The organism is Negativibacillus massiliensis, from assembly GCF_900148495.1.
GTDB lineage: Bacteria > Bacillota > Clostridia > Oscillospirales > Ruminococcaceae > Negativibacillus > Negativibacillus massiliensis.
Genome location: NZ_FTRU01000008.1, coordinates 580345 through 605374, shown reverse-complemented (window position 1 = coordinate 605374; position 25030 = coordinate 580345). Strand labels below are relative to the sequence as shown.

Annotated in this window: 22 protein-coding genes; 6 read left to right on the top strand and 16 right to left on the bottom strand. The window is 44.5% G+C overall.

The genetic code is table 11. The features are described 5' to 3' along the window. The first annotated feature begins 248 nt into the window (after nt 1-248). The gene (locus BQ5375_RS08865) at nt 249-689 is read left to right on the top strand and encodes an Rrf2 family transcriptional regulator (RefSeq protein WP_076917734.1); all 441 of its coding nucleotides are present in this window, start codon (nt 249-251) and stop codon (nt 687-689) included. 128 nt (nt 690-817) lie between these two features. On the opposite strand, the gene BQ5375_RS08860 is transcribed toward BQ5375_RS08865, so the two are convergent. The 4 genes from BQ5375_RS08860 to BQ5375_RS08845 form a co-directional block, all read right to left on the bottom strand. Further along, the gene (locus tag BQ5375_RS08860) at nt 818-1336 is read right to left on the bottom strand and encodes an NUDIX hydrolase (RefSeq protein WP_076917733.1); all 519 of its coding nucleotides are present in this window, start codon (nt 1334-1336) and stop codon (nt 818-820) included. Nucleotides 1337-1473: 137 nt separating this feature from the next. Continuing rightward, nucleotides 1474-2151, bottom strand: coding sequence for an alpha/beta fold hydrolase (locus BQ5375_RS08855; RefSeq protein WP_235849991.1), 678 nt, complete (start codon nt 2149-2151; stop codon nt 1474-1476). A gap of 54 nt (nt 2152-2205) precedes the next feature. Then, complete coding sequence (locus BQ5375_RS08850) at nt 2206-2646, bottom strand: hypothetical protein (RefSeq protein WP_022132244.1); 441 nt, start codon at nt 2644-2646, stop codon at nt 2206-2208. A 76-nt stretch (nt 2647-2722) separates the two neighbouring features. Next, nucleotides 2723-3463, bottom strand: coding sequence for an EFR1 family ferrodoxin (locus tag BQ5375_RS08845; RefSeq protein WP_076917731.1), 741 nt, complete (start codon nt 3461-3463; stop codon nt 2723-2725). A gap of 264 nt (nt 3464-3727) precedes the next feature. On the opposite strand from BQ5375_RS08845, the gene BQ5375_RS08840 reads away from it, so the two are divergent. Next, a complete protein-coding gene (locus tag BQ5375_RS08840; protein WP_076917730.1) occupies nt 3728-4657 on the top strand; it encodes a helix-turn-helix transcriptional regulator in 930 nt (309 codons plus the stop codon). A gap of 91 nt (nt 4658-4748) precedes the next feature. Here the strand turns inward: BQ5375_RS08840 and BQ5375_RS08835 are convergent, their stop codons facing one another. Together BQ5375_RS08835 and BQ5375_RS08830 are read right to left on the bottom strand one after the other, a co-directional pair. Beyond that, nucleotides 4749-6014 carry a sensor histidine kinase gene (locus BQ5375_RS08835; RefSeq protein ID WP_022132241.1) on the bottom strand — a complete coding sequence of 422 codons (1266 nt, stop codon included), beginning with the start codon at nt 6012-6014 and terminating at the stop codon, nt 4749-4751. A 5-nt stretch (nt 6015-6019) separates the two neighbouring features. Then, nucleotides 6020-6733 carry a LytR/AlgR family response regulator transcription factor gene (locus BQ5375_RS08830; RefSeq protein ID WP_022132240.1) on the bottom strand — a complete coding sequence of 238 codons (714 nt, stop codon included), beginning with the start codon at nt 6731-6733 and terminating at the stop codon, nt 6020-6022. A 200-nt stretch (nt 6734-6933) separates the two neighbouring features. On the opposite strand from BQ5375_RS08830, the gene BQ5375_RS08825 reads away from it, so the two are divergent. From BQ5375_RS08825 to BQ5375_RS08810, 4 genes are all read left to right on the top strand, one after another. Further along, nucleotides 6934-7686, top strand: coding sequence for an ABC transporter ATP-binding protein (locus BQ5375_RS08825; RefSeq protein WP_022132239.1), 753 nt, complete (start codon nt 6934-6936; stop codon nt 7684-7686). Beyond that, a complete protein-coding gene (locus tag BQ5375_RS08820; protein ID WP_022132238.1) occupies nt 7683-9791 on the top strand; it encodes an FtsX-like permease family protein in 2109 nt (702 codons plus the stop codon). The genes BQ5375_RS08825 and BQ5375_RS08820 overlap by 4 nt, the downstream gene beginning before the upstream one ends. Nucleotides 9792-10059: 268 nt before the next feature. Continuing rightward, nucleotides 10060-11436, top strand: a complete 1377-nt coding sequence (locus BQ5375_RS08815) for an MATE family efflux transporter (protein ID WP_022132237.1) — start codon at nt 10060-10062, stop codon at nt 11434-11436. A gap of 151 nt (nt 11437-11587) precedes the next feature. After that, nucleotides 11588-12838: a Gfo/Idh/MocA family protein gene (locus BQ5375_RS08810; protein WP_022132236.1), complete on the top strand. Its 1251-nt coding sequence runs from the start codon at nt 11588-11590 to the stop codon at nt 12836-12838. Nucleotides 12839-12945: 107 nt separating this feature from the next. Here BQ5375_RS08810 and BQ5375_RS08805 read toward each other — a convergent pair whose 3' ends face one another. From BQ5375_RS08805 to nagE, 10 genes are all read right to left on the bottom strand, one after another. Continuing rightward, entirely contained in the window at nt 12946-14277 is a 1332-nt protein-coding gene (locus BQ5375_RS08805) for a sensor histidine kinase (protein ID WP_022132235.1), read from the bottom strand. 9 nt (nt 14278-14286) lie between these two features. Further along, nucleotides 14287-15006 carry a LytR/AlgR family response regulator transcription factor gene (locus BQ5375_RS08800; protein ID WP_022132234.1) on the bottom strand — a complete coding sequence of 240 codons (720 nt, stop codon included), beginning with the start codon at nt 15004-15006 and terminating at the stop codon, nt 14287-14289. Nucleotides 15007-15206: 200 nt separating this feature from the next. Beyond that, on the bottom strand, nt 15207-15386 hold the full coding sequence (locus tag BQ5375_RS08795; RefSeq protein ID WP_022132233.1) for a hypothetical protein: 180 nt from the start codon (nt 15384-15386) through the stop codon (nt 15207-15209). A 15-nt stretch (nt 15387-15401) separates the two neighbouring features. Beyond that, nucleotides 15402-18167 (bottom strand): magnesium-translocating P-type ATPase, encoded by a 2766-nt coding sequence (gene mgtA, locus BQ5375_RS08790; protein ID WP_022132232.1) that lies wholly within the window; start codon nt 18165-18167, stop codon nt 15402-15404. A 146-nt stretch (nt 18168-18313) separates the two neighbouring features. Beyond that, a complete protein-coding gene (locus BQ5375_RS08785; protein WP_022132231.1) occupies nt 18314-18625 on the bottom strand; it encodes a DUF3784 domain-containing protein in 312 nt (103 codons plus the stop codon). 239 nt (nt 18626-18864) lie between these two features. Then, nucleotides 18865-19542: an MgtC/SapB family protein gene (locus BQ5375_RS08775; protein WP_022132229.1), complete on the bottom strand. Its 678-nt coding sequence runs from the start codon at nt 19540-19542 to the stop codon at nt 18865-18867. A 100-nt stretch (nt 19543-19642) separates the two neighbouring features. Beyond that, nucleotides 19643-20143: a winged helix-turn-helix domain-containing protein gene (locus tag BQ5375_RS08770; RefSeq protein WP_022132228.1), complete on the bottom strand. Its 501-nt coding sequence runs from the start codon at nt 20141-20143 to the stop codon at nt 19643-19645. 15 nt (nt 20144-20158) lie between these two features. Further along, a complete protein-coding gene (gene mgtA, locus BQ5375_RS08765; protein WP_022132227.1) occupies nt 20159-22807 on the bottom strand; it encodes a magnesium-translocating P-type ATPase in 2649 nt (882 codons plus the stop codon). A 132-nt stretch (nt 22808-22939) separates the two neighbouring features. Continuing rightward, nucleotides 22940-23224: a hypothetical protein gene (locus BQ5375_RS08760; RefSeq protein WP_022132226.1), complete on the bottom strand. Its 285-nt coding sequence runs from the start codon at nt 23222-23224 to the stop codon at nt 22940-22942. A gap of 192 nt (nt 23225-23416) precedes the next feature. Beyond that, nucleotides 23417-24859, bottom strand: coding sequence for an N-acetylglucosamine-specific PTS transporter subunit IIBC (gene nagE / locus BQ5375_RS08755; RefSeq protein WP_022132225.1), 1443 nt, complete (start codon nt 24857-24859; stop codon nt 23417-23419). Nucleotides 24860-25030: the final 171 nt, after the last annotated feature.

Here is a 25030-nt window from a genome sequence, read left to right as displayed (position 1 = left end):
TCTCATTGAACGCTCATTTTCCATATCTCATAATCCCGTCAACATTCATTTCCTGCTGTATCACCCATAATCTCTTTGCAGATTTTTTATTTTTATATCGATTTCTCTTGAAACTTTCCGGGAATCTCGATACAATAAATGATGTAATAATTAAATTTACATCGTTTACAGTTTAACACCCAATAGATGTAATGTCAAGAGTTACATCTATTGAAAATATCATTCACTTTTTATTGAAAGGATATATTATGCAAATCAGTATGAAATGCTCCATTGCAGTTCATTGCTTGATATTCATCCATGAAGCTAAGGGAACTGCAAAAGTGACCAGTAATCTCCTCGCTAAAAGTACCGGATGTAATCCCGTTATCATCCGCAACATTATCAGTTCTTTAAAAAAGGCAGGCATCATCACCGTTCCGCGGGGAACCGGCGGTGCAGAATTGTGTGCAGACCCTTCCCAGATCACACTATATCAGATCTATACTGCATTAGAACCAGATGGACTTGCTTCTCTGATTGGGATTCATCCCTGTCAGGACCGTCCATGCCCAGTAGCGCAGAACATCCGCAAGGTATTGCAAACTCCTTACAACAAAATTGAGGACTCGATTAAAGAAACAATGGAAAGCATCACTTTACAATCTATGATCGACGAGTTTGACCACATCTTAAATCCCTTAAATTAAAATACAGGACAATAATTTATACTGATGCAAAAGCGGCTGTCTGAAAACAAATTTTTCAGACAGCCGCTTTTTACGTTGCAGTGTTTATCTTTTTTGTATTTGTGGATAAGAAAAAATTATATGTTATATTACTTTAAATACCCTTCTGCCTTCAAAATTTCCAACACCCTTGCCTCTCGTTCGAGCATGTTCTGTTCCTTTGGACCATGGTCAACCGTTCGGTTTACCACGATAGCTTTGTCTGGTTCCACCCATTCAAGGGTAAAATGCTCGTCCGCTTCATAATCGTCAAGTTTCTGGCTCGTCTTGGCTTTCTGCACCTCACACAGATAATAGAAATTATCCTGCACAAAATAATCTGCATCCATGTGATCGCTCTTTTCAACACGATGGACATAACCAAATTCCCGAATCGATTCCGGAATAATAACAAGCCCCGCCTCTTCCTCGGTTTCGCGAATGAGTGCCTGAACCTTTGTTTCGTTCTCCTCAATGCCGCCGCCTGGGAATTTATAGTAGTCATATTTCATGCTATGTACCATCGCCACCCTGCCATTTTGGATGGTAATGCATCGAGCGGAGTGGCGAACAAATGCCCGTCCGTTTTTGTCATAGTTGTTTGCATCCATATTAAACAATAATCGCATCGTCTTCTCCTTACTTTTCGAAATTTTAATTTTATTGTACCACATCCCAAGGTAGAAGAAAATCTCCTTCTTACATTTTATCCTAACTAAAAAGAGCAAAGGGTGCTCATGAAGCATACCTTCGCTCTTTTTTCTCTTTATGAATTTGCCGGATTGCGCTCTTCCAAAAAGGCCTCAATTGCTTCGACTGTTTGTTTCTGCTGCTCCTCTGCGGAAATTTCAGCCGGAGGATCACCCTTTTGCAAACCGTAATTTCCAAACTGCGCGTGATTTCCGCCTTCGATCTCCACAATATTTTCGGTGTAGTCGATGTGGTCTTCCACACTTTGGTTTAAAGAGCCGTAGATGGTCAGGGTATCCTCGTCAGGATAATCTCCGTAAATATAGGCTCCCATCAAGATCAACCCGTTCACCTCATTGGGATGTTCTGCGGCAAACTTTGATGCCATAGCACCGCCCATCGAATGTCCGGCAAGATACCAGTGTTCTATCTCCGGAAACTGTGTCATAACATCTTCTGCCGCATCCGAATCAAAAATTGCCATGTGAAACGGCATATCCACCAGAATGCAGGTAATACCGGTCTGACGAATCTGGTCGAGCAGCGGCAGGTAAGCTTCCGCTTCTACCTTGGCACCGGGATAAAAGATAATCGCCGTATCGCTTTGGTAGGATGGAGACAGGATGGTCAAATTATCCTGTGTTACGATACCGTCGTTTTGTGCCAGCACTTCAAGAGCTACATCCTCGGCCCGATAGTAATCGGACACATACCAGAAAAAGGCCCCGGCTAAGATTGCCAGCAGCAACAGCACAATAAAAAGCTCTTATCAGCTTTTTATGTACAGATTTTTGTTGTGTTTTCATGCTTACATCACCTTTGTTATGATATGCACGATCAGTGCCAGAGTAAACATTCCCATAAAGCCGGAAATCATCCAACCCAATGCTTTGGAGTAGCCTTTGGGCGTGATACATCCCATGGCATCCAGCTTTTTAATGGTAGGATGCAGCCGCCAGAAGTAGGTGGCAATCGACAGAATCATCGCTACCACCGCCCACATTCTCAGAGTTTCAGTGCCAACAAGCAAAATCACCGCCAGCAGAAAAATAAAGATCAGCTTTACTCCCGCTACCCAGTTGACTAGATAGGAGGTAAACAATTTTTGTTCTTCGCTTTCGCTGTGATGAAACGCATCAAACACCCCAACTCCATTTCCGATCTGACTGCCGGGCCAAAAATAAAGGATGGCAACGTTCATCGATTCCATGATGATAAAAATTAAAATTGCAATGGATAAAATGTCCAAATTTTCGTTCTCCTTTTCATTTACGATTGCAGTACATTAGAAATCAGCCGCATCATTTTCCTGCTACCATTTGGAACTATTGTTCGTCCTGCGGCAGGTAATTCTGGATGGTGTAGCGGCGTCTGCCTTCGGTACCTTTGCCGTACTGGATGGCCTGCTTTGGACATTCGTTGATGCAGCGCAGACACTGATAGCACCGAGTTCCCCAGTTTGGAAGGTTATTGAGCATCGTAATGGTATGTGCTGGACAATTTTTTGCACATAGTCCGCACGCGTTGCAAAGACTTGTCGCATAAAACGATTTTGTGCTGCGGGCAAATCTGTTAAATCCAAAGTTAACAAGGCTCGATTTTAAACCAGCAAGAGAGCCTTCCTCCACACGATAAACCTTTTTGCGCTGTAAAATCTCACCGGAAATCTTCTGCAATTCTTTTCTGGCAGCATTGATTTTCGCATGAATCTTCGCTTCATCGTCGGTATCTGTGCCGACAATGTAGTTGTTTGGCATCACCAGACTGTAACTGCTGTCCAGCGGGTAGTGCTTGGAAAACTGCTTCATTGCCATGCCAGCTTCTTCTCCACAGGTACAAACTCCAAAAGAAAATGCACCGGTCTTCGGTAATTTCATGGCAAAGGCTTCCATCGGTTCGGGAGCTCCCCATGCATAGACGGGAAAGACAAATCCAATCTGTTTTTCCTTCTTAATATCCGGCATTTCAGTCAGCGCGGTGATATCACAGGTTTGATCTCCCAAAAGGTAAGCAAGTTGTTTTGCGACCCATCGAGAGTTTCCGGTTCCCGAAAAATAAAAAATCATAGTATAACCTCATTTCCAAGGAATTTCATTTGCTGCATAATGTGACGACTTTATTATAACATACCCTGATAAAAAATTTCAGTGTTTGTTTTTTCTTTTTCAATTGTTTTGCTGTTTTTATCTTGATTTTCCATTCTAAGGCTAAAATCACAGAAGATTTTTCTGTTTTAAGAATATTTAAAAATTCGTTTTAGTAATTTCAAATATTTTTGCTACCCTTACATTAAGTTGTTAGAAAAAACAAGATTTTATATGAGGTTTATCATGAAAAGCTTTTTTATTGGGGAAATGATACGGCAAAGAAGAATGGAACTTGGGTTAAAACAAAACGAACTTTGCCAAGGGATTTGTGAACCCACAACCATGTGCCGTATTGAATCTGGAAAGCAAACACCCAGTTTAAACCAACTAAAAGTGTTGTTGCAGCGTTTGGGATTACCAGACGAACGTTACTATGCAATTGTCAGCAAAAATGAAATGCTGATTTCCGATCTTCAAACAGAAATCGTTTCCAGCAATGTGTTTCGGGACCCGCAAAGGGGTTTGCCGAAAATCGAAGAACTGGAAAAGATTGCCGATCCGGACGACCGGCCGATTCGTCAATTTATTCTGCGTTCCAAAGTTTTGCTTGGAAAAATAGAAAATGGACAGATTGTCCCCTACACAAATGATGAAAAATTGGATATGCTCTTTGAAGCTATTCGGCTGACCTCACCAAACTTTAATATTGATGCGATTTGTGACGGTCTTTACAGCGTTGACGAAGTCAAGGTAATCAATCAGATTGCTCTTATTTATTCTCAATTAGAACAACGAGAAAAGGCAATTGATATCTACCGTCAATTACTAGCATACATCGAAAATCATTTTCAAAATACCGGACAGTTTGGTAGTTTGTTTTCTCTTGTCGCATTCAACTATGTAAGAGAACTGGATCTGGTGGGGCGTTATACCGAAGCAATTGAAATCGCCGAGATTGGCTGGAAAGCTTGTGTACAACATAAACAATACCGCATGCTGCCTTCTATAATTGCTGGGATTGCAGAATGTTATCATTTTTTAGGAGAAGATGACAAAAGTAAAGATTATTATCTTCAAGCTCTTTATTTGTGTAAGGCTATCAATGATGAGGAATGTCTTAGCACCGTATTATATGAAATCAAAGAATATTTTGGCGATGACTTTTCCTTTTAAATGCCTTTTCTTACCCCATTATCCGCAATGATAATAAAATAAACCGAAATAAAACCCGCATCGATTTTGCATCAGATGCGGGTTTTGTGTTTTATTGCAGCGGCATATTTAGGATCAGCTCAAACTGATTTTCCTTTTTTCCGGCATCAAAGATACCACCATACCTCGTTACGATCTCACGCATTCCATTCAGACCAAACCCATGCAGCGCTTTATCTTTTTTGGTGGTGCTCAAATCCTCATGCTCATCCCCTGCCAAAGGATTTTGAATCAGCAGCATGAACATTCCGTACTCAACCTTGCATCGAAGGGTGATCTTTTTATTTTTTGCCCTTTTTGTCGCATCAATGGCATTGTCCAATGCGTTGCCAAACAGCGCACACAGATCGGTGTCCGCAAAGGGCAGCTGTTCGGGAAGCGAAATTTTGATGTCTGCACCAATATCCAAACGTTCCATTTCCTCGCATTTGGATGTCAGCACCACATTGACAATCTCATTGTCACAAAGCCGGCGGGAACGCCGCAAAACGGGAGAATCGGTGAGCTTCGCAAGATATTCCTGTGCTTTTTGAGTTTCCTTTTCTTCCAAAAGTCCCAGTACCGTGTTCAGATGATTGCGCAGATCGTGCCGCAGGGTTCGCACCTGTGTCTGCTCTTTCTGCAAACTTTGATAATATACTTCGCGCATCTCTGCAAGGGCGGCAGCCTGCGCTTTTTGCTCATAATCTGCCAAAATCAGGATGCTGTGCAGCAGCACTACGGAAGAAATCAGGGACAGCGGCAGGATGAACATTCCCTGAAACAAGGTCAGGTTTTCAATCAGAATGGAATCCGGCATCCAGTAGGCTGGCAGAATCAGAACCGATAACGTGACCAAAGGCAACAAGGTTAATCCGGCACAAAGTTTCCACAATCGGTGCGGCAGACAAACCGCTTGCTGTTTGAGCTGACGGTGCAGTGTCAGGTAAAAGATTCCAAAGATAACCGGCCGCACTATGCGCGACACCATATCGTACAGCCCGAGGCGATCCAGCGGTATCAGATAGGTGTTGGATATCGCACAAACTGACATGATGAAACAATAGAAGATTCCACCTATTGTCAGCCTTCCCAGCCAATCCCCTTTGGTCGCAAAGAAAAAAGCAGCAATATAAAACGGAAAGGTCATCGCAAAGTTGTTGTCTCCAATCCAAATTACCATTCCGCTGGAAAGCGTCATAGCAGAAAAGAGCATAACCTTCGCCCACCAAATCGGCTTTACTTCTGTAAAGCGCAGAGAGGTGTAATACAGAAAAAATCCGCTCAGCAGAACAAAAAGTATATATGGACCAAGAAAAAACAGAAAGGCATTCTGCATGAAAATCACCCCTCCAGTGTTGTTCTGGTCAGCGCAAGCAGTGCGGACGCATGGTAGCTGCGGCTGATTGGCAAAGTGGTGTCACCCACCTGCACCTCGTTGCCGCACAGCTGCCGAATTGCAGCAGAACGCACCAGATAGCGCTGATGGATGCGGACAAATCCCGCTCCCTCCAGCTCCTGAGCCACCTCATCGAGCTTGCCATAAAAGCTGTAAGTTCGGTCTTTGGTAACACAGTTTACCTTGCGCCGATCCGACTCGAAGTACAGGATTTCCTTGTGCGGGATACGAAACCAGCTGTCACCATCCCGGCAGGAGTACACCTCCTGCGCGTCCTGACAGAGTTTGACCAAAAAACGGGAAAGAATTTCTTCCAGCTGGTCGCGTTTAGCAGGCTTCATCAAGTACCCTAACGCCCCCACACGATAGCCATCAAAGACATAATCCGAAAATCCGGTGACAAACACGATTTGCAGTGCACTGTGTTTTTCCCGCAGTTGACTGGCTGTCTCCATACCGTTTACACTGCCCATTTCAATATCCAAAAACAGGAGATCGATTTCGTTAGGATGTTTTTGATCCCATTGCAGGAGAGTTTCACCAGATGAAAATTCAAAGATAGTATGTTCGATATTTTTTCCTTCCAGGATGCTTTCCAAAAGCCATCTTAAGCTTTGCCGGTTGTCCTGGCTGTCATCACAAATTCCAATCGAGAGCACAAAAACTGCTCCTTTCTTTTGCTTGTTTTGCCATTTATTATATCATAGCAGCTTAGATTATCAAAACAAAACTTTACATCAAACGTGCTATTTATTACATGACGTTTTCAAGTTTTACATCATCGCTGCCAAAGATGACACCCCCATTTGCAACCAGAGTTATGCGGTGGTATTGTGGAATCAAAGAAAGGGGCGATACCATGTTATCTGTGCAGAATCTTCATAAGTCCTACAAGGTAGGCAACGAAAAATACGAGGTACTCAAGGGAGTCTCTCTGGAAGTACAAAAGGGGGAATTTGTAGGTGTCATGGGGCCTTCCGGTTCCGGCAAATCCACCCTGCTCAACTGCATTTCCTGCTACATCCCATCCGATTCGGGGAAAATCGAATTGGGTGACACCAATCTCGCAACGCTCGACGAGGAAAGTATGGCTCATGTCCGAAACGAAAAACTCGGCTTTGTTTTTCAGGACTTTTTACTGCTGGACGGACTGACCATTCGGGACAACATCATGCTGCCCCGCATCATCGGTGGAAAAATATCCACCTCTATGGAAAAAAGTGCTGACCTGCTGTGCGACCTGTTCGGAATCTCACACATCAAAAACAAATATCCTGCGGACGTATCCGGCGGTGAAAAACAGCGCACTGCTGTTGCCCGCGCTCTCATCAACAATCCGGAGCTGATTCTTGCCGACGAACCGACCGGCAATCTGGACTCCAAATCCGCACAGGCTGTTATTGATGCTTTCCTGCGGGCTAAAAATGAGCTTTCCGCTACCATCTTTATGGTGACCCACGATTCCTTTGCTGCCAGCTTCTGCGACAGAGTTGTCATCCTTAAAGATGGAAATGTTCGAAAAACACTGGTGCGTGGAAATCAGGAGCGCCGCACTTTCCAGGACGCTTTGCTGGATGCTATCCGCGAATTAAGCGAGGTGAAGGGAGAATGAAAGACATTCGTGCTGTATTTTCTGCCCTGCGCAAGAACGGCAAGGGACAGTACAAACTGCTTTCCGGCTGCCTGTTTTTTGGAAGTCTGCTGATCACTGCGTTTTGCATGATGATGTACTCTCCGACCGTGCAGAACACCCTGCCACAGGGCGGTGACTCCCGCAAACAGGTCATGATGATTTTTATTCTGGCAGTCATCGGTTGCGCTGCTTTTTCGGTCTATGCGTCTGGGTTGTTTTTCCGCTACAAATCCAGAGAAACCGGCGTTTTTCTGGCACTTGGACTCAGCCGCAAAACCCTAGGTCAGCAGCTGCGCCGCAAGGTCATCCAGCTTGCTGTAGCTTCCTGCGGAGCCGGCTTAATTCTGGGGACACCTCTGTGCTGGCTCATCTGGTCACTCTTCCGCTTATCACTGGTCGATACCCCGGAAATGGCTCTGATCTTCGATCTGCGGGCTTACCTGATTCCCCTTGCCTTCCTCTTGTTCGTTTTGATTATGCTGCTTGTGATGCAGAAGCGCTTTCTTGCGCGGGTCAACGTGCTGGACATCATTCAGGAAAGTCACCGCGCGGAACCGGTTCGTGCAGTTCCCCAATGGTACGGCTGGGGCGGTATCCTGATGATTGCAATCGGCTGCCTGTTGGGATATTTTGTCCCAAGCTTTTGTGTACGAGTGCTGCACTGGTACGCACCAGCTATTTTCACCGCACCGTTTTATCTGCCAGCTCTGATCGGACTTTACTGGGTGCTGCTCTATACCGTTGTGGGTGGCTGGCATCGGGGTAAAAACCGATACACCCACCTGATCGAAAGCGGTATGATGCAGTTTCAGGGAAGACAGACCGTCCGCAATATGCTGGTTGTCACCGTATTGGTTGCGGGAGCTTACTTTGCATCCTTTTACACTCCAATGATGATTGTTCCCGGCCGTGCAGAAATTGAGAATCGACCTGTCAACTATCAGTTTTTCTATCGCGCCGATCAAGACATGATCACAAAGTCCGAGATTGAAGAGTTGGCTTCGGACTTCGGAGCGAAGGTCATAGATTATGTAGAAATGCCGTCTGCCTCTCTGGCAATCGATGGTGAAGCTGAGGTGGAAACCGAAGGACCGCTGGGCACGACCTACACCAAAGAATACCGGGAAGCCTTTTTGGAGCACCGATTCTTCTCCGTGTCTTCCTGGAACGCTCTCACCGGTGATGACCTTGTGCTCCAGCCGGGAGAATGTGCTGCAACGCTTGATTATTACGGGGATATTTTAGACATTTCCCTTGTGACCAATCCGGTTACCATGCAGCAGCTTTCTGTTACAACCCTTCCGGAACCTCTGCCGAGCGAGCTGTTTCAGGATACCTTTGTCCTCACTGACGAAGACTATACCTCCATCATACAGGGACTTACTCCCGACTGGCAGGAAGTTCAGGTGCTCTTTAACGCAGAAAATGACAGCTATGCTTTTTCCAAAGCACTGCTGCACAGCATTGTGGCGCACTCCGGACCAGAAACTGCTGTCTTTGACGGATATGACCGAATCAGCCGGATGAATGCGCATAAGGCTGGCGAAGAATACCGGGGCGATCAGGTAGAAGAATTAAACCTTCCTGTCATCGACCTGAGCCAACCAGACACCAGCGATTTTCAGCTCTACTGGCTGTACATGCCAAAATTCCAGGCATTGGATGATGGAAATTTCCTCTCCAATTTTGCTGTATTCCTGCTGCTGTTTGTGTTTGTTGCCATTCTCTGCTTTGGTGCAGTCGGTGTAATCCTCTATACCCGCAGTCAGACACTGATGCTTTCCAATGCATGGGTTTATGAAGATCTTCGCAAGTTAGGTGCATCCAATCGCTACCTGAAAAAGACAGCCCAAGGACAAATTAAGCGGGTGTTCTTCTCTCCGATTTTGATTGGTACGGTACTGATGCTGGGATTCTATACTTTGATCCTGCTTGCAAACGGCGGCGATATGGTGCTGGATCAAAATGAACGCATGTCATTAAGCGTTTGTCTGCTGGTTGTCGCTGCAATGTCTGCTGTCTTCTATGGATTTTATCGTTTTACTTTGAATAAATCGTGTCATACTCTGCACTTGTCAGAGTGATGATAAAATCTAAAAGCAGTATGTGAGGAATCATATTATTATTTTTTCCTTTCATTTTTATATTTTTAAAAACAGGCTGTGCTGTTTTGCACAGCCTGTTTTGTCACAAATTGCAGTATCATTAAAAAAGCATACAGAAAACCGATCCTTTTTTACCAAATCAATTATCTGCATCGGGATATATTTTTGCCATATGCTACTTGTGACCGTTTCTAAAATGTGCTATACTGGAGTGCAAACAAAATCGAGTGCAGAAAGGATACGTATTATGGCAAAACGAGTAGATTTACTGCAAGGAAATATTATGACAACGCTGGTTCAGCTGGCGCTGCCTATCATGGGAACTGCCCTCATCCAGATGGCTTACAATCTGGTCGATATGGTATGGATTGGTAAATTGGGCTCCGGTGCCGTTGCTGCTGTTGGAACAGCGGGACTATTGATGTGGTTATCCAATGGATTCACCGTTCTTTCCAGAATGGGGGGTCAGGTACATACCGCACAAAAACTGGGAGCAGGAGATCCGGAGGAAGCGGGAAAATATGCTCAAAATGCAATTCAAATGGGAGCGCTTCTTTCGATAGGATACAGCGCTGTCATGTTGATTGCCTGCCGTCCGCTGATTGGTTTTTTCAGGCTGAATGATCCAGCTGTAGTGGAATCTGCCGTTCAATATCTGAGCATCGTCAGCCTGGGTATTCTGGCAAGCTTTCTCAATCAAATGTTTACCGCTCTGATTACTACCACTGGAAACAGCCGTACTCCTTTTTATTTCATGACGATTGGTCTGGTCTTTAACATTGTGTTGGATCCTCTGCTGATTTTTGGTTTAGGTCCGATTCCTTCCATGAAGGCTGCCGGAGCTGCTTGGGCAACAACCATTGCACAATGGTTGGTTTCCATCTTATTCTTGCTGTATATTCGCAGAGATGACCACCTGTTCTGCTATGTTCGGTTGTTCGGAAAGATGGACAAAGAATGCTGCGTTTCTATCGTGAAACTGGGATTACCTTCTGCTCTTCAAAACTGTATTTTCCCTCTGATTTCAATGGTAATTGCGCGGCAGGTTGCAAGTTTTGGAGATGCTGCTGTGGCAGTACAAAAGGTCGGCTCACAGATTGAGTCCGTCTCCTGGATGATCTCCGATGGTTTTTCGGTTGCCATCAACAGCTTTGTCGCACAAAACTATGGTGCACACAACTTTAGTCGTGCCGGAAGGGGATATCGAGCTGCTATGATATCCATGACGGTTTGGGGAATTTTCTGTTCACTGCTTTTGATTCTGTGCGGCGGCTGGCTGTTCCAGCTGTTTATCACTGAACCGGACGTTGTTCCAATGGGAATCAGCTATCTGACCATTTTGGGATTCTCCCAGATGTTCATGTGCTGGGAAGGTGTCAACACAGGAGCATACTGTGGCTTTGGCAAAACCTTGCCGCCATCGATCGTAGGCATTGTATTCACTGCTGCAAGAATCCCGGCAGCTTTGATTCTTTCTTCTACCAGTTTAGGTCTGGATGGTATCTGGTGGAGCCTTTCCATCTCCAGTGTCTGCAAAGGTACCCTTTTGACTCTACTGTTCTGGAGATTTCTCCGACATAAACTCAAAGAAGTACCAGAATCTCTCTCCCAGGTAACTATCTGATAAAGTTTCTATCCGCGACAGCAAAACTATCCAGTGATGTTTTGCTGTCGTTTTATTTTTGCTGTATCCACACCAATAAAATATTTCTGGTTTTCAGATTCATGATGATATGGTACAATAAGACCACATCTAAAAAATGGAGGGTAACAAAATGAAAATAGGTGTACTTGGCCTGGGTGCCAGAGGACAAAGCTTAATCAAAAATGCAATCCTGCCTGCACTGCAGGAATATAATATGGAAATTGCTGCAATATACGATCCTTATGCAGACCGTGTCCAGCGAGCTTCCAAACTCATCTTCAAAAAGACAGGAAAACACCCGATAGAAGCAAAAGATCAGCATGAGGTTCTGCAAAATCCGGAAATTCAGGGCGTCATCATCGCATCCAGCTGGGAAGCTCATATCGAACTGGCTGTGGAAGCGATGAAAGCAGGCAAATATGTCGGTCTGGAAGTTGGCGGCGCTTATACCATTGAGGACTGCTGGAAACTGGTGGACACCTATGAGCAGACTAAAACTCCTGTCATGCTGTTGGAAAACTGCTGTTATGGCCGCCGGGAATTGATGGTTCTCAACATGGTTCGAACAGGATTGTTTGGAGAAATCGTCCACTGTTCGGGCGGATACATGCACGACCTGCGTGATGAGGTCTCCGGAGGCAAGGAGTATCGCCATTACCGCCTGAGAAACTATCTCAATCGAAACTGCGAAAACTATCCGACTCATGAACTGGGTCCGATTGCAAAGCTGCTTGACATCAACAACGGCAACCGTATGGTTTCCCTGACCTCCACTGCATCCTGTGCCAAAGGTCTGCATGAGTATATCCTGCAAAAAAGAGGCCCGGAAAGCCCTCTGGCACAGGCTGAATTTTTGCAGGGAGATGTTGTCACAACCGTAATCAAGTGTGCCAAAGGTCAGACCATCACTCTTCAGCTTGACACCACACTGCCGCGAAGCTACTCCCGCGGATTCACCGTTCGTGGAACAAAAGGGGCTTATTTTGAGGACAGTGACAGCATTTTTCTGGACAGTGAACACCACGACTTTGAGTTTAACGCAAAAGGACTGTGGGGAAATGCAGAACAGTACGAGGAAAAATACACCCATCCTGTCTGGGAAAATTACCATCCAACTGGTGGTCATGATGGTATGGATTATCTGGTAATCAGTGCATTTCTAGAAGCGATGACATCCGGAAAACGCCCACCAATCGATGTTTATGATACCGCTGCCTACATGGCTATTACCGCTTTGTCCGAGGAATCCATTCTCAAAGGCAGTGCTCCGGTTATGATTCCTGATTTTACCCGCGGAAAATGGTACATGCGCGACGATATCGATTACAGTCTGAAATATAACCTTGACCGTGAAGGGGTTTTCCAGGGAATTCTGTACTAAAGTTTTATATCCCATTACATCCTAGAAAGATTTCTTTCTCAGTATAAACTAGCAAAACGACAGCAAGCTTACTGCTTTGCTGTCGTTTTTGTTTTGCTGCTTGATATTTATTTTGTACTGGTAAGATGTCCTATCTTCTCACCTACCGGAATCACAATCCTTGTTTTAAATTGGGTGTCGTTAAATTCTGTTTCAAAATCGCCGCCATATTTTTTAACTGTTTCCTGAACATTGGATAATCCTATCCCAAAATGCTCTTTTTTATGCGAACGGATTTTTCCATTTTGAAAATCCGGCTTTTCTCCCATACTGTTTTCCAGCCGAATCACCAGCATCTTTTTATACTGATGGATAAACAGCTCTATCTTTCTTTCCCCCTCTTTCACCTGCTGGCACGCCTCAATGGCGTTGTCGAGGATATTTCCCAGAATGATGACCCAGTCCAAATCACTGATAAAATCAAATTCCAAATCCTGCACTTCTGCACGAAAAAGGATTTTGCTCTTCTCTGTCTGTTCCATCTTACTGTTTACCAAAGTGGTAATGATCTTACTGTTTGTTTGAAATCGAAAGCTTGTTTTGTCAATGCTCTCTATCACCTGCTTTACATATTCCGATGCCTCACCATTTTCGCCTATGCTCAAACGTTCTATCGCCAAAATGTGGTTTTTCATGTCGTGCAGTATTTTTCGCGACCTTTCTTGCTGCTTTTGGAGACGCTGCAGATACAGATATTCCAGCTCATCTTTTTGTCTGGACAAAGCTAGCTGCTGATGCAACTGTTCCTCAACCTGAAGAATGTGGTACAGGTATATTCCAAGCAGGTCAAACACAAGAAAAAGAATCAGGATTACAAACAGAACCTCCTGACTGACCAGAGCGTTTTCTGATAAAAAGATACTATAGATTATCAAACCAATCTCTATGAAAACGGTAAAGAAAAACACGGCATGAATGTTCCATCTGCCTTTTTCAAATTGATTGCGGTTGATATACCGAACAATCCATCGTATTGTCACTATCATTAATCCACTGCTGACCAATGGCAGACAAAGGGTGAACGCATCGCTATACTCTACCTGTTTTTTTCCCATCCCAAAAATCAATGATACAATCGGCAGCGAGAGTGCGTCCAAAATTACCAGATACAGGTAAAAAAAGGTGGTGTAGACCAACTTATTTTTATATGGCTTATAAAAGCAGGAAATGATCTGGATAGAAGTAAATCCAAACAGGGTCATCCAGATAGGATTTCTGTTCCGGGAAATAATCAGAATATAACCCGATACAAAAATAGTCCACAACAGAAGAAAGATTTCCTTCCGATATTGATCCCTGCGTCCATATACCTGATCCATAAAATAACTGGATATTCCCGCGACAGTGAGCACCGGCAAGAATACAGAAATCAGTATTTTTAGAATGACAATCTTACTCATCCCCTTTTGTTAGATCATATAGTAAGTATTTTCCAGAAAATCATAATATTTTTTCTTAAACTCGACACTTCTCTTTTGTGATAATGGTATCATATCTCCGTTATCAACAAAAATGTCATATCCTTTCAGACAATCAACATGGAAAAAATTAATCAAAAAGCTCTGATGCGGACAGGCAAACATTGACCGGTCAATCTTTTGATAAACATCTTCTATCGTACCTTTAAACACGTATTTGCCGTCTTTACAGATCATTCGTATCTTTCGTTCGTAAGTCTCAAAATAGTAGATATCTTCCACAGCAACATGTTTTATCCCGGTGTCTGTCATCACACCAAACTGATGGTGGGGTGATTTCTTTTCCAGATACTCCAGCGCTTCTTCCAGAATTTTGTTGATATTTTCCTCATCAATCGGCTTTGTCAGATATCCAAAAGGATGCACAGAATATGCCGTTTGGGCATACTGTGCATAGTTGGTAAGATAGATAATCTGTCCCCAATTTGACTGCTTCCGAAATGCTTTTGCTACTTCAATTCCGTTTTCTTCTGGCATCTCGACATCCAAAAACATGATATCAAAAAGCGGCATATCTTCCAAAAGCTTTTTTGCATCGGTATATTGCTGAATTGCTGCCGGTATTTTCTTTTGTTCAAGATATTGTTGAATTATCGGAAGTAACTGATGATTGATTGTTTGATCGTCATCACAGATTATAATGGACAGCATAAAAAGCTCCTCACATTAATAAAAATCGATTTTAGTAAAAATTGCTTTTTCATTATACCATAATCGGTAAAGCTATTTCCATTATATTTCTCTTTTCATCTAAACAATTTACCCTTATGGTAACACCCTCATCTATTTTTCTCCTAATATAAGCAAAAACAGCCAGAGTCATTTAGACGCTGGCTGTTTTATGGTATTTTTTATTCTGTGATATTTTGTGGATTTTGGTGTATTCTCACTTTAGGCTTCATGCTCCAGAATACAACATTCATCAAAATCACGATCAGCAAAACGACTGCCATCGCTACCCAAAATCCCATATCAATTCCCAAGAATTCTGTTGTTCCAAACAGATTCATCCAAATTTTAGCCCAGTTCATCAAAATCTCCTCCTTTTAAAGCAGCTCTCCATAGTGACGTACATACGCCTTTTTCAGGCTGGTTGCAAGCACCATATAAAGCAGGATACATGGAATCAGATATGCAAAATAAGAAACAGGAAGTGCTACGAATCCCAACATTGCCCCAAATGGTGTAAATGGAATGATGGTGAGCGCGGTAATACCGCTTAAGGTCAGCAGGGTCAGAGAAGCAGAAGCGCGGCTTTGAATAAATGGAAGTTTTGGTGTGCGGATCATATGGATAACAAGTGTCTGGCTCCACATCGACTCCACAAACCATCCTGCCTGGAACATTCCCATATATGCCTGCTGCATCTGAGCAAGCTGAGCACCCTGATAGTGATTTGCCAAATCGTTATACAATACACCACCGGATACAAACAGCGGGCAGAAAACAAAATACATAAAAATGTAGGTGGTAAAATCAAAGATGGAACTGGTAGGGCCAATCCAGATCATAAAGCTGCCGACACTGGATGCATCCCATTTGCGTGGTTTGGTGATAAATTCCTCGTCCACATTATCCCACGGAATAGCGGTACAGGACAGGTCGTAGATAAGGTTGAGGAAAATCAAATGCACACTCATCATTGGCAAAAACGGAAGCAGAGCTGATGCAGCCAAAACCGAGAACATATTTCCAAAGTTTGAGGATGCTGTCATCTTGATATATTTAATCATATTGGCATAGGTTTTGCGTCCCTCGATAATGCCCTGTTCCAGAACCATCAGATCCTTTTCCAACAGGATAATATCAGCTGATTCCTTGGCTACATCCACCGCAGTATCTACCGAGATTCCGATATCGGCAGCTTTCATGGCAGCTGCATCATTGATGCCATCCCCCATAAATCCAACGGTATGACCATTTTCCCTCAGAACCGAAACTACACGTGCCTTCTGGTCCGGTGTGAGCTTTGCAAATACATCGGTGGATTCTGCTGCTTGTGCAAGCTGGGCATCGCTCATTTTCTCCACATCAGAACCCAGCAGCATGTTGCGCACCTTCATTCCTACCTGTTTGCAGATGGTACGTGTTACCTTATCATTGTCACCGGTCAGAATTTTGGTGGTAACACCGTAATGTTTCAGTGCTTTGATTGCATCTGCTGTGGACTCCTTTGGTGGATCAAGGAAAGCAAGATAACCGATCAGCACCATCTCGCATTCATCCTTTACCCCAAAAGCACCTACCGGAGAAGGATTGCTCTTCTGTGCAATGGCAAGGACGCGAAATCCCTTATCGTTGAGTTCATCCACTGTATGCAGGATACGGCGGCGCACCTCATCGGTCAGGGGTTGTACCCCTCCATCACATTCTGCAAAGGAACAGATGGAAAGCATCTCCTCTACCGCACCTTTTGTCACCATCTGAGTTTTGCCGTTTTTGTCCTGCACCACTGTGCTAAGACGGCGGCGGGTAAAATCAAATGGAATTTCATCTACCTTTACATAGTTTTCAGACAGGTCGATTAACTTAGGGTCCTCTGCCTCTGCCTCCTCAGTCTTGTGGATAATCGCCAGATCCATCAGATTTTTGTATCCTGTCTGGAAGTAGCTATTGAGGTACGCATGGCGCAGTACACGGGTATCATCCTTTCCGTTTACATTCAGATGGTACTCCAAAACAACTCTATCCTGAGTAAGTGTTCCGGTTTTATCCGTACATAAAATATCCATCGCACCAAAATTTTGGATGGAGTTTAAATTTTTCACGATGGTCTGTTTCTTGCTCATCGAGACTGCGCCCTTTGCAAGACAGGTCGTCACGATCATCGGAAGCATTTCAGGAGTCAGTCCAACTGCAATGGAGATACCAAACAGGAATGCATCCAGCCAATCCCCTTTTGTGATGCCATTAATAAAGAATACCAGCGGAACCATTACCAGCATAAAGCGGATCAAAACCCAAGAAACTGCGTTGACTCCCTTAGTAAAGCTGGTTTCCACCGCTTCTCCCGCTACTGCAGATGCCATGGAGCCAAACAATGTGTTGTCTCCGACACAAACTACAACTGCGGATGCACTTCCCGAAACCACATTGCTGCCCATAAACGCAATGTTATTGTAATCGGTAACGCTCTCTTTTGCTGCACTGGCAAAAGGTACCTTTTCGACAGGCTCACTTTCTCCGGTAAGGCTTGCCTGGCTGACAAATAAATCCTTCGCTTCCAGAATTCGTACATCAGCCGGAATCATATCTCCTGCGGACAGATGTACAATGTCTCCAACCACCAGGTCATCCATCGGAATTTCTGTTTTTTCCTGACCTTTGCGGGTAACAGTACAGGTAGTAGTAATCATCGCCAGCAACTTTTCGGCAGCATTTCCGCTTCTGGATTCCTGTACAAACCGAAGTGTTCCGGAAATGATAACCATGGTCAGAATAATCACTACGGTCAGGCAGTCAAAGTCTTCCGGCACACTGCCAAACAGGGAAAAATATGGGAATACCATATCGGTCATTGTGGACACGATTGCCAGACAAAACAAAATAACCGTAAAAGGATTTACAAATGCTCCAGCCAGACGCTTCAGCAAAGGCTGTTTTTTCTCATGTGTCACCTTGTTGCTGCCGTATTTACTGCGGCTCTCACTCACTGCCTGTTCATCCAATCCACACAGTGCAGCCTGATGTTCTTTCAAAACATCCTTGATGCTGCTTTTTGCCGCATGCTCCATACGACGGTTTTGTTCTTCTCGAATCATTGCTTTTTCTGCTGCCTGACGTGCAGCAATTCGATTTTCTTTTCTGTTCATTGCTAAAACCTCCCGATGTTGTTATAGAGGCAGACAGCACGCAGAAAAAATGGCACGGAATCTCCGGCCCCATGCGCGCCTGTGCCTTGGTGGACTGCCATCAGAGTCCATGCCATTCACCTTCCTTTACTCAATCAGATAAAAATTTATGGATGATCATATCGGTGGCCCTTTGAGATATACCAAACATCCAGGCCAGCGACGATAAACCAGGCAACCATTGCACACATAAACCAGTGATCGCGAAATCCTGACCACATTCCTTTGGTCAAAAACAGGATTCCATTTAACATAATCACCTCGCCAATATTGCGGCAAAGCGGCAGAATATCGATTTTGTCCTTTTCCTTCTGCGGCATATTTTTCCATGCCTTAAGGTGGATGTGCCCTTTACCAAAGGCAAAAATAAGTCCCATCGCGATAAAAAGACATCCAAAGAAAATGCAGGTGTAGTTCATTGTCCTCATTCCTTTCTGTTTGTTAAATTGTTTCTGATATTTTTTAGCTTTAATAGCTGTATCATCAGCATCAGCGACATCACTGCAAAGAAAATCCAGATTGTCAGCGTTACCAGATACCAAAGCTCATACAGTACTTCCTGTTGCAAAAGCATGCAGCTTAAACTGCATATCAAAGTAAAGGCTGTGTATAAAAACAAAAAGAACATTATTTTATCGTTTTTTATCCTTTTCCTCATTCACAGCACCTCCCACGCCGCACTGCTTACTTCTGCAATTGACAGCATCCGTCCAACAATGCCCTCCAGAATATTATTTTTTGTTTTTCCAAAGGAGCAATATCCTGCAATAATTTCAACCTTGTTTCCCACAACATCGCAGCTTTCCAGGTGGTTGAGGTACAGCGTCTTGCAAGGATTACTGTTAATCAGCAGCAGACGAACATCCCTCTCCGCTTCCTGCTGGCAAATAACCGAAATTCGGTATTGCTTTTCCATTTCGTCTCCATCCATGATGGGGTTTAACTTTCTTGCCAACGGACGTAGAATCAAATTAGAGGTGATAAGGATTGCAGCAGCAGAAATCGCCATCGCATACATTCCTGTGCTGGAAAGAATTCCGATTGCTGCGGTGCACCAAAGAGTGGCGGCTGTATTCATTCCTCGTACAGAACCACTATCTTTGAAGATTACCCCGCTGCACAAAAATCCGACACCGGATATGATGCTGCTCCCGACACGAAACATCTGATCCGACCCGTAAAGCATTGGAAACAGAGTAAAAAAACTGGTTCCCATACAAATCAAAACATTGATTCGGATTCCTGCCGGATGACCGGTAAGCTGTCGTTCCAAGCCGATTAAAAAGCCAAGCAATAAAGATAAAAAGATTCGGAACAGAAAGCTGGTGTATATCATGTAAGCCACCTCCCATCGACCTTTTATAGCATACAAAAATCGCAAGGAAATTCACATGGTCAAAACCTTGCGATTTCCTTGCGATTTGGTAAGGAGAGTTTTATTCTGTTTTATCGTTAAACTTATATCCGATTCCCCAGATGGTCAGGATATACTCCGGTGCATCCGGATTTGGTTCAATCTTCTTTCTGAGTTTTCGGATAAATGCCATGATGTTGCTGTCATCCAGAAGATAATCACTTTCCCACACCGCTTGATAAATCTGTTCTTTGGTAAACACCTCTCCGCGGTTGCGCGCCAAAAAATACAGGATATCAAATTCCTTTGGTGTCAATGCAATCTCTTTTCCATCCCGTATTACCCGCCGCAGCCGCAGATCAATGGAAAGTGCTCCACAATGAATGACATCTCCCAGAAACGTTTTCGGACTAATTTCCCCCATCTCTACCATCAGGGAACTTGTCGTTCCATTCATCAGCTCCGAAAGTCCTTCCTGCAATTCCTTTGCTGCCGGTGTATCTGGAGCCGAAAGGCGCAGCTTCTCCAAAAGCCACTCTGTAAGGCAGGAATCCAGACTGACAAAGCCAATATTCTTTTTCATCTAAGATCCCTCCTCTCAAAGCAGTTCATGATATTTTTTAAGATATCTGCCTTTTGCTAATGTAACAAACAACAGATAAAGTAAAACGATCACGACCAAAAAGCCAAAATAACTCAGTGGCAAAGCGGTCAAACCAATCAACGTTCCCACTGGCGTAAAGGTCAGGATGGTGAAAAATAAAATTCCCAGCATCGTGACAACCATCACCGGACGGGAAGGTCTGCTTTGCAGCATGGGAACCTTCTGGGTACGCAGCAGATGCAAAATCAGCACCTGTGTCCACATCGATTCCAAAAACCATCCGGTCTGAAATACTGCAATAAATCGCAGCTGTCCACCCTCGGCTAAGGCTGCAAAATTTCCCCCACAGACCGACGGACAAAGGACAAAAAACAGGTAAGAAAATGTTATGATATCAAAAAATGAGCTGATTGGCCCGAAAAAACGCATAAAACGTCCCAGCGTTCTGCCCGACCATTCCAACGGACGGGCACAGATTTCCTCATCCACATTATCCCATGGCAAAACAAGACACAGCATATCGTAAAGCAGGTTTAATAACAAGAGCTGTACTGAGGTCATGGGAAAAAATGGCAGAAACACACTGGCAACAACAATCGAAAAGATGTTGCCGAAGTTAGAAGATGCTGTAATTCTGATATATTTTGATACATTGGCAAAGGCTTTTCGTCCTTCTTTGATTCCTTCTTCCAGAACATTCAGATCCTTTTTGAGCAGGATCACATCTGCTCCTTCCCGGACAGCCTCTGCTGCTGTATCCACCGAGATTCCTACATCCGACTCAACAACAGCAGGAAGATCGTTCATCCCGTCCCCCAAAAATCCTACCGTGTGTCCATTTGATTGCAGAGTCTGTACAATCTGAGCCTTCTGCTTTGGTGAAAGTTCAGAAAATACGGTGGTGCGTTCAATTTTGATTGGAGCCTCATCATCGCTTAAAATTTCCAGCTGAGCACCGGTCAGAGTCTCCGCTGTATCGATGCCCAGTCTACGGCAGATAGAGATTGCCACACTTTCCTGATCTCCGGTCAGCACCCGTATTCCAACATGGAGTTTTTGAAGCTTGCTGATGGCTGCCGCAGCGGTCTGTTTTGGTGCATCAAAAAATGCCAGATATCCCAACAGGACAAAGTTTTGTTCATCCTTGGTGTCCAGATAATCCTGTCCCAGTTCCTTGTATGCTACCGCCAGCACCTTCATGCCATCTTCTGTCATCTCATCCACAACGGCATGAACGCTGGCAAGCCCATCCTCTTCCATAACATTGCGGTTACCTTTATATTCAACGAACCCGCATCGGCGGCAGACTTCGTCCACACTTCCCTTGATGATAAGCAAATTCTTTTCTTTTCCCTTAACCAGAACACTTGCAAACTTTCGTTCATGATTAAACGGCAGCTCATCGAGCTTTGGATGCATCTTTTCAAGCTCCTGAAAGTGCCCAGCTTTCCCCGGCATTTCCTGATACCTGAGAATTGCTGCATCCAGATGATTGCTGACCCCTGTATGGTAAAGGCTATTCAGATAAGCTAAATCCAGGACAGCCTGGCTTTCATTCCCGAGAATATCCATGTAATATTCCAGAATCAGGCTGTCTCCGGTCAGAGTACCGGTCTTATCCACACACAAAATATCCATGCTGCCAAATCCTTGCATGGCATTTATGTTTTTCACCACCGTCTGTTTGCTGCCCATAATGGCGCTTCCCTTTGCAAGGCAGGCGTTAATTACCATCGGAAGCATTTCTGGGGTCAATCCAACCGCAACGGAAAGTGCAAACAAAAATGCAGAAAACCAATCTCCCTGCGTAATACCACAGGCAACAAAAACAACCGGAATTAAAATCGTCATGAACCGGATAAGCACCCACGCAATGGAACCCGCACCCTGATCAAAACCATTTTTTTCGCTTGACTGCGTCCCAGAAAAGCCGCCATATACAGTATCCTTCCCCACTGCAAGCACAACGCCTTCTGCTGTACCACCAATAACCGCAGAACCCATAAAAGCGATATTAGTATATTCGCCATAGGAACGAGCTTTCTCCTGTGCAAGCACATCCGTGTTCTTTTCTAAGATTGCACTTTCTCCTGTAATCACCGACTGCGAAACAAACAGGTCATCCGCTGTGGTCAGCCGAATATCTGCCGGAACACGATCCCCTGCCAGAAGCCGCACCTGGTCGCCGACCACAAGCTCGGTTGAAGAAAGTCCAACCCACTTATTGTTTCGGCGCACCAATATGCTGGAGGCAATCATTCCTGTCAGATGGTCTGCAACAGATTTTGCCCGCAATTCCTGCATAAAGCGAACAACACCGCTAATGAGCAGCATCGATAAAATAATAATGACCGTTGTCATGTTACGACTAAAATTGGACGCAAGAAGAACATCGGTCACAAAGGAAATGCTTGCCAGTATTAGCAGAATGATGGCAAACGGATTGACAAAAGCTCTGCGCAGTCGATAAAGCACCGTATCCGATGCCCTTCCCGACAGAATATTGCTTCCATATTGTGTACGGCTTTCTTCCACCTGTTTTTCTGTGTATCCCTGCTCGGAAATATGAAAATCTCGGTACAGCGTTGCGATGTCTGTGTATGCATAATCAAGCACTCGTCGGTGTATTGTACCGTCTTTCATTACCTTCACCTCCATTTGATTTTTCTTATTATATCACAGAACCACCTGATTAACATAAGTTGAAATCTTGCTTTTTCCTTGTTTTGGTTTAAGAACAGTAAAATCGACTGCACAAAAAAAGCAGGTGATTTTTCACCTGCGTCTTTGATACTCGCTGTATAACAAGGTAACAACCACTGCCGCCGTAAAACAAACCACCGCCACCAGCACATATCCACCGACATTTTCATGCAGCAAAATTGTGCCGTACATTCCATAGATTACCGGATAGGCGGGTCCGCTGGTTTGATGTAAGATAAAAAGCAAAGAGAAGCATAGTGCTCCGCACAGTACCATCAGCCTATGAATACTTTTTCTTGTCCTGTGATACCGCACCCTTCTTTCTACTATCTCAACACGCTTTGTGGTGTCATGCATGACAAGATCTCCTTTCCGCCGAAATTGACCCGAAACAAGCTTTCACTCATATAGGTACAAAAACGCGGAAAAACTCTCACACAATATTTCAATTTTCCAAAAAAAGTCCCCGTTCCGCTGTGGGCCGCGGAACGGGGACAGGCTTTATGCCAAAGATGGATTCTTTCAGAGACAAACTATGTAACAGTTTGCTTATTTAACCAGTTTCTTGAACTCGTCAGCTACAAACTGAACTTTTGGACCGATAATAACCTGTACACTGGTCTTACCTGGACGAACGATACCAGCAGCACCGGATGCTTTCAGTTTCTTTTCGTCTACCAGCAGACGGTCTTTAACTTCCAGACGCAGACGGGTGATGCAGTTGTCAACGCTTGTAACGTTAGCAGCACCGCCAACACCTTCCAGAATAGCTTTTGCCATTGCTGCGTAGTCGTTTGCGCTCAGTTCAATATTCATTTCAGCAGCAGTATCGTCATCTTCACGACCTGGAGTCTTCAGGTTGAGTTTAACGATCATGATGCGGAATACAACATAGTAGATCACAAAGAATACCAGACCGATTGGAATCAGCAGGATTGGGTTCATTGCGAATGGAGCCTTGAAGGACAGGAACCAGTCAACAAAACCAGCACTGAACTGGAAGCCAGCACGAATTGGCAGAGCAGCTACGATTGCAACGGAGATACCGGTCAGAACTGCATGAGCTACATACAGAGCTGGAGCCAGGAACATGAATGCGAATTCCAGAGGCTCGGTAACACCGGTGAAGAAGGAACAGAGTGCAGCGGACAACAGAATACCGCCAGCAATCTTTTTCTTTTCTGGTTTAGCAGTGTGGTACATTGCCAGAGCAGCACCAGGCAGACCAAACATCATAACTGGGAAGAAACCAGCCTGATACATACCGGTCTGACCGAGAACGCCGCCTTCAACAGAACCCCAGAACTTACCAATATCAGAGATATTTGCAACGTCAAACCAGAATACGCTGTTGAGAGCATGATGCAGACCAACTGGAATGAGCAGACGGTTGAGGAAACCGTAGATACCAGCGCCGATTGCGCCCATACCGAGGATGCCTTCACCAACGCTTACCAGGAAGGTGTAAACAACCGGCCATACGAAGTACAGCGGGATGCAGATGAGCAGAGTAACAACAACGGTCATGATCGGAACAAAACGACGGCCTGCAAAGAAGCCAAGGAAGTCCGGCATGTTGATCTTGTGGAACTTGTTGTAGCACCATGCAGCGATCAGACCGCAGAGGATACCGATAAACTGGTTGTTGATTTTACCAAATGCAGGGTTAACGGTTGCATCAGCACCGATGATGAGCTGAACAACAGCGGTTCCCAACATGGTCTGTACAGTCAGCCAGGAGATGATAGCTGCCAGAGCAGAAGTACCTTCCTGGTCTTTGGACATACCGATTGCAACACCCAGAGCGAACAGAATTGCCATGTTATCGATCAGAATACCGCCAGCTTTGATCAGAAGCAGAGCCAGCATGCTGTTAGCACCCCAGCCAGCTGGGTCGATCCAGTAACCGATACCCATCAGGATACCACCGATTGGCAGACATGCTACCGGCAGCATCAAAGATTTACCTAATCTTTGTAAAAATCGCATCATAGAGAAAATTCCTCCTCATTTTTATTTGTCGCATACAGATTCTCTCTATCCATAGACAGACTGCCGCCCACAGCAGTCTATCGGTCTCCAAAAGAAAATGAAAACGCTTTTTCAAGCTGTTTTTTCCAAATAATATGCGGTCGTTTTTGTTAAAATGCCGCGGCAGACCTT

What these genes read in the sequence shown, in the direction of transcription:
- BQ5375_RS08865 (WP_076917734.1), top strand. Translation starts at nt 249, where the DNA reads ATGCAAATCAGTATGAAATGCTCCATTGCAGTTCATTGCTTGATATTC.
- BQ5375_RS08860 (WP_076917733.1), bottom strand. Translation starts at nt 1,336, where the DNA reads ATGCGATTATTGTTTAATATGGATGCAAACAACTATGACAAAAACGGA.
- BQ5375_RS08845 (WP_076917731.1), bottom strand. Translation starts at nt 3,463, where the DNA reads ATGATTTTTTATTTTTCGGGAACCGGAAACTCTCGATGGGTCGCAAAA.
- BQ5375_RS08840 (WP_076917730.1), top strand. Translation starts at nt 3,728, where the DNA reads ATGAAAAGCTTTTTTATTGGGGAAATGATACGGCAAAGAAGAATGGAA.
- BQ5375_RS08835 (WP_022132241.1), bottom strand. Translation starts at nt 6,014, where the DNA reads ATGCAGAATGCCTTTCTGTTTTTTCTTGGTCCATATATACTTTTTGTT.
- BQ5375_RS08825 (WP_022132239.1), top strand. Translation starts at nt 6,934, where the DNA reads ATGTTATCTGTGCAGAATCTTCATAAGTCCTACAAGGTAGGCAACGAA.
- BQ5375_RS08820 (WP_022132238.1), top strand. Translation starts at nt 7,683, where the DNA reads ATGAAAGACATTCGTGCTGTATTTTCTGCCCTGCGCAAGAACGGCAAG.
- BQ5375_RS08815 (WP_022132237.1), top strand. Translation starts at nt 10,060, where the DNA reads ATGGCAAAACGAGTAGATTTACTGCAAGGAAATATTATGACAACGCTG.
- BQ5375_RS08810 (WP_022132236.1), top strand. Translation starts at nt 11,588, where the DNA reads ATGAAAATAGGTGTACTTGGCCTGGGTGCCAGAGGACAAAGCTTAATC.
- BQ5375_RS08805 (WP_022132235.1), bottom strand. Translation starts at nt 14,277, where the DNA reads ATGAGTAAGATTGTCATTCTAAAAATACTGATTTCTGTATTCTTGCCG.
- BQ5375_RS08800 (WP_022132234.1), bottom strand. Translation starts at nt 15,006, where the DNA reads ATGCTGTCCATTATAATCTGTGATGACGATCAAACAATCAATCATCAG.
- BQ5375_RS08795 (WP_022132233.1), bottom strand. Translation starts at nt 15,386, where the DNA reads ATGAACTGGGCTAAAATTTGGATGAATCTGTTTGGAACAACAGAATTC.
- mgtA (WP_022132232.1), bottom strand. Translation starts at nt 18,167, where the DNA reads ATGAACAGAAAAGAAAATCGAATTGCTGCACGTCAGGCAGCAGAAAAA.
- BQ5375_RS08785 (WP_022132231.1), bottom strand. Translation starts at nt 18,625, where the DNA reads ATGAACTACACCTGCATTTTCTTTGGATGTCTTTTTATCGCGATGGGA.
- BQ5375_RS08775 (WP_022132229.1), bottom strand. Translation starts at nt 19,542, where the DNA reads ATGATATACACCAGCTTTCTGTTCCGAATCTTTTTATCTTTATTGCTT.
- BQ5375_RS08770 (WP_022132228.1), bottom strand. Translation starts at nt 20,143, where the DNA reads ATGAAAAAGAATATTGGCTTTGTCAGTCTGGATTCCTGCCTTACAGAG.
- mgtA (WP_022132227.1), bottom strand. Translation starts at nt 22,807, where the DNA reads ATGAAAGACGGTACAATACACCGACGAGTGCTTGATTATGCATACACA.
- BQ5375_RS08760 (WP_022132226.1), bottom strand. Translation starts at nt 23,224, where the DNA reads ATGCATGACACCACAAAGCGTGTTGAGATAGTAGAAAGAAGGGTGCGG.
- nagE (WP_022132225.1), bottom strand. Translation starts at nt 24,859, where the DNA reads ATGATGCGATTTTTACAAAGATTAGGTAAATCTTTGATGCTGCCGGTA.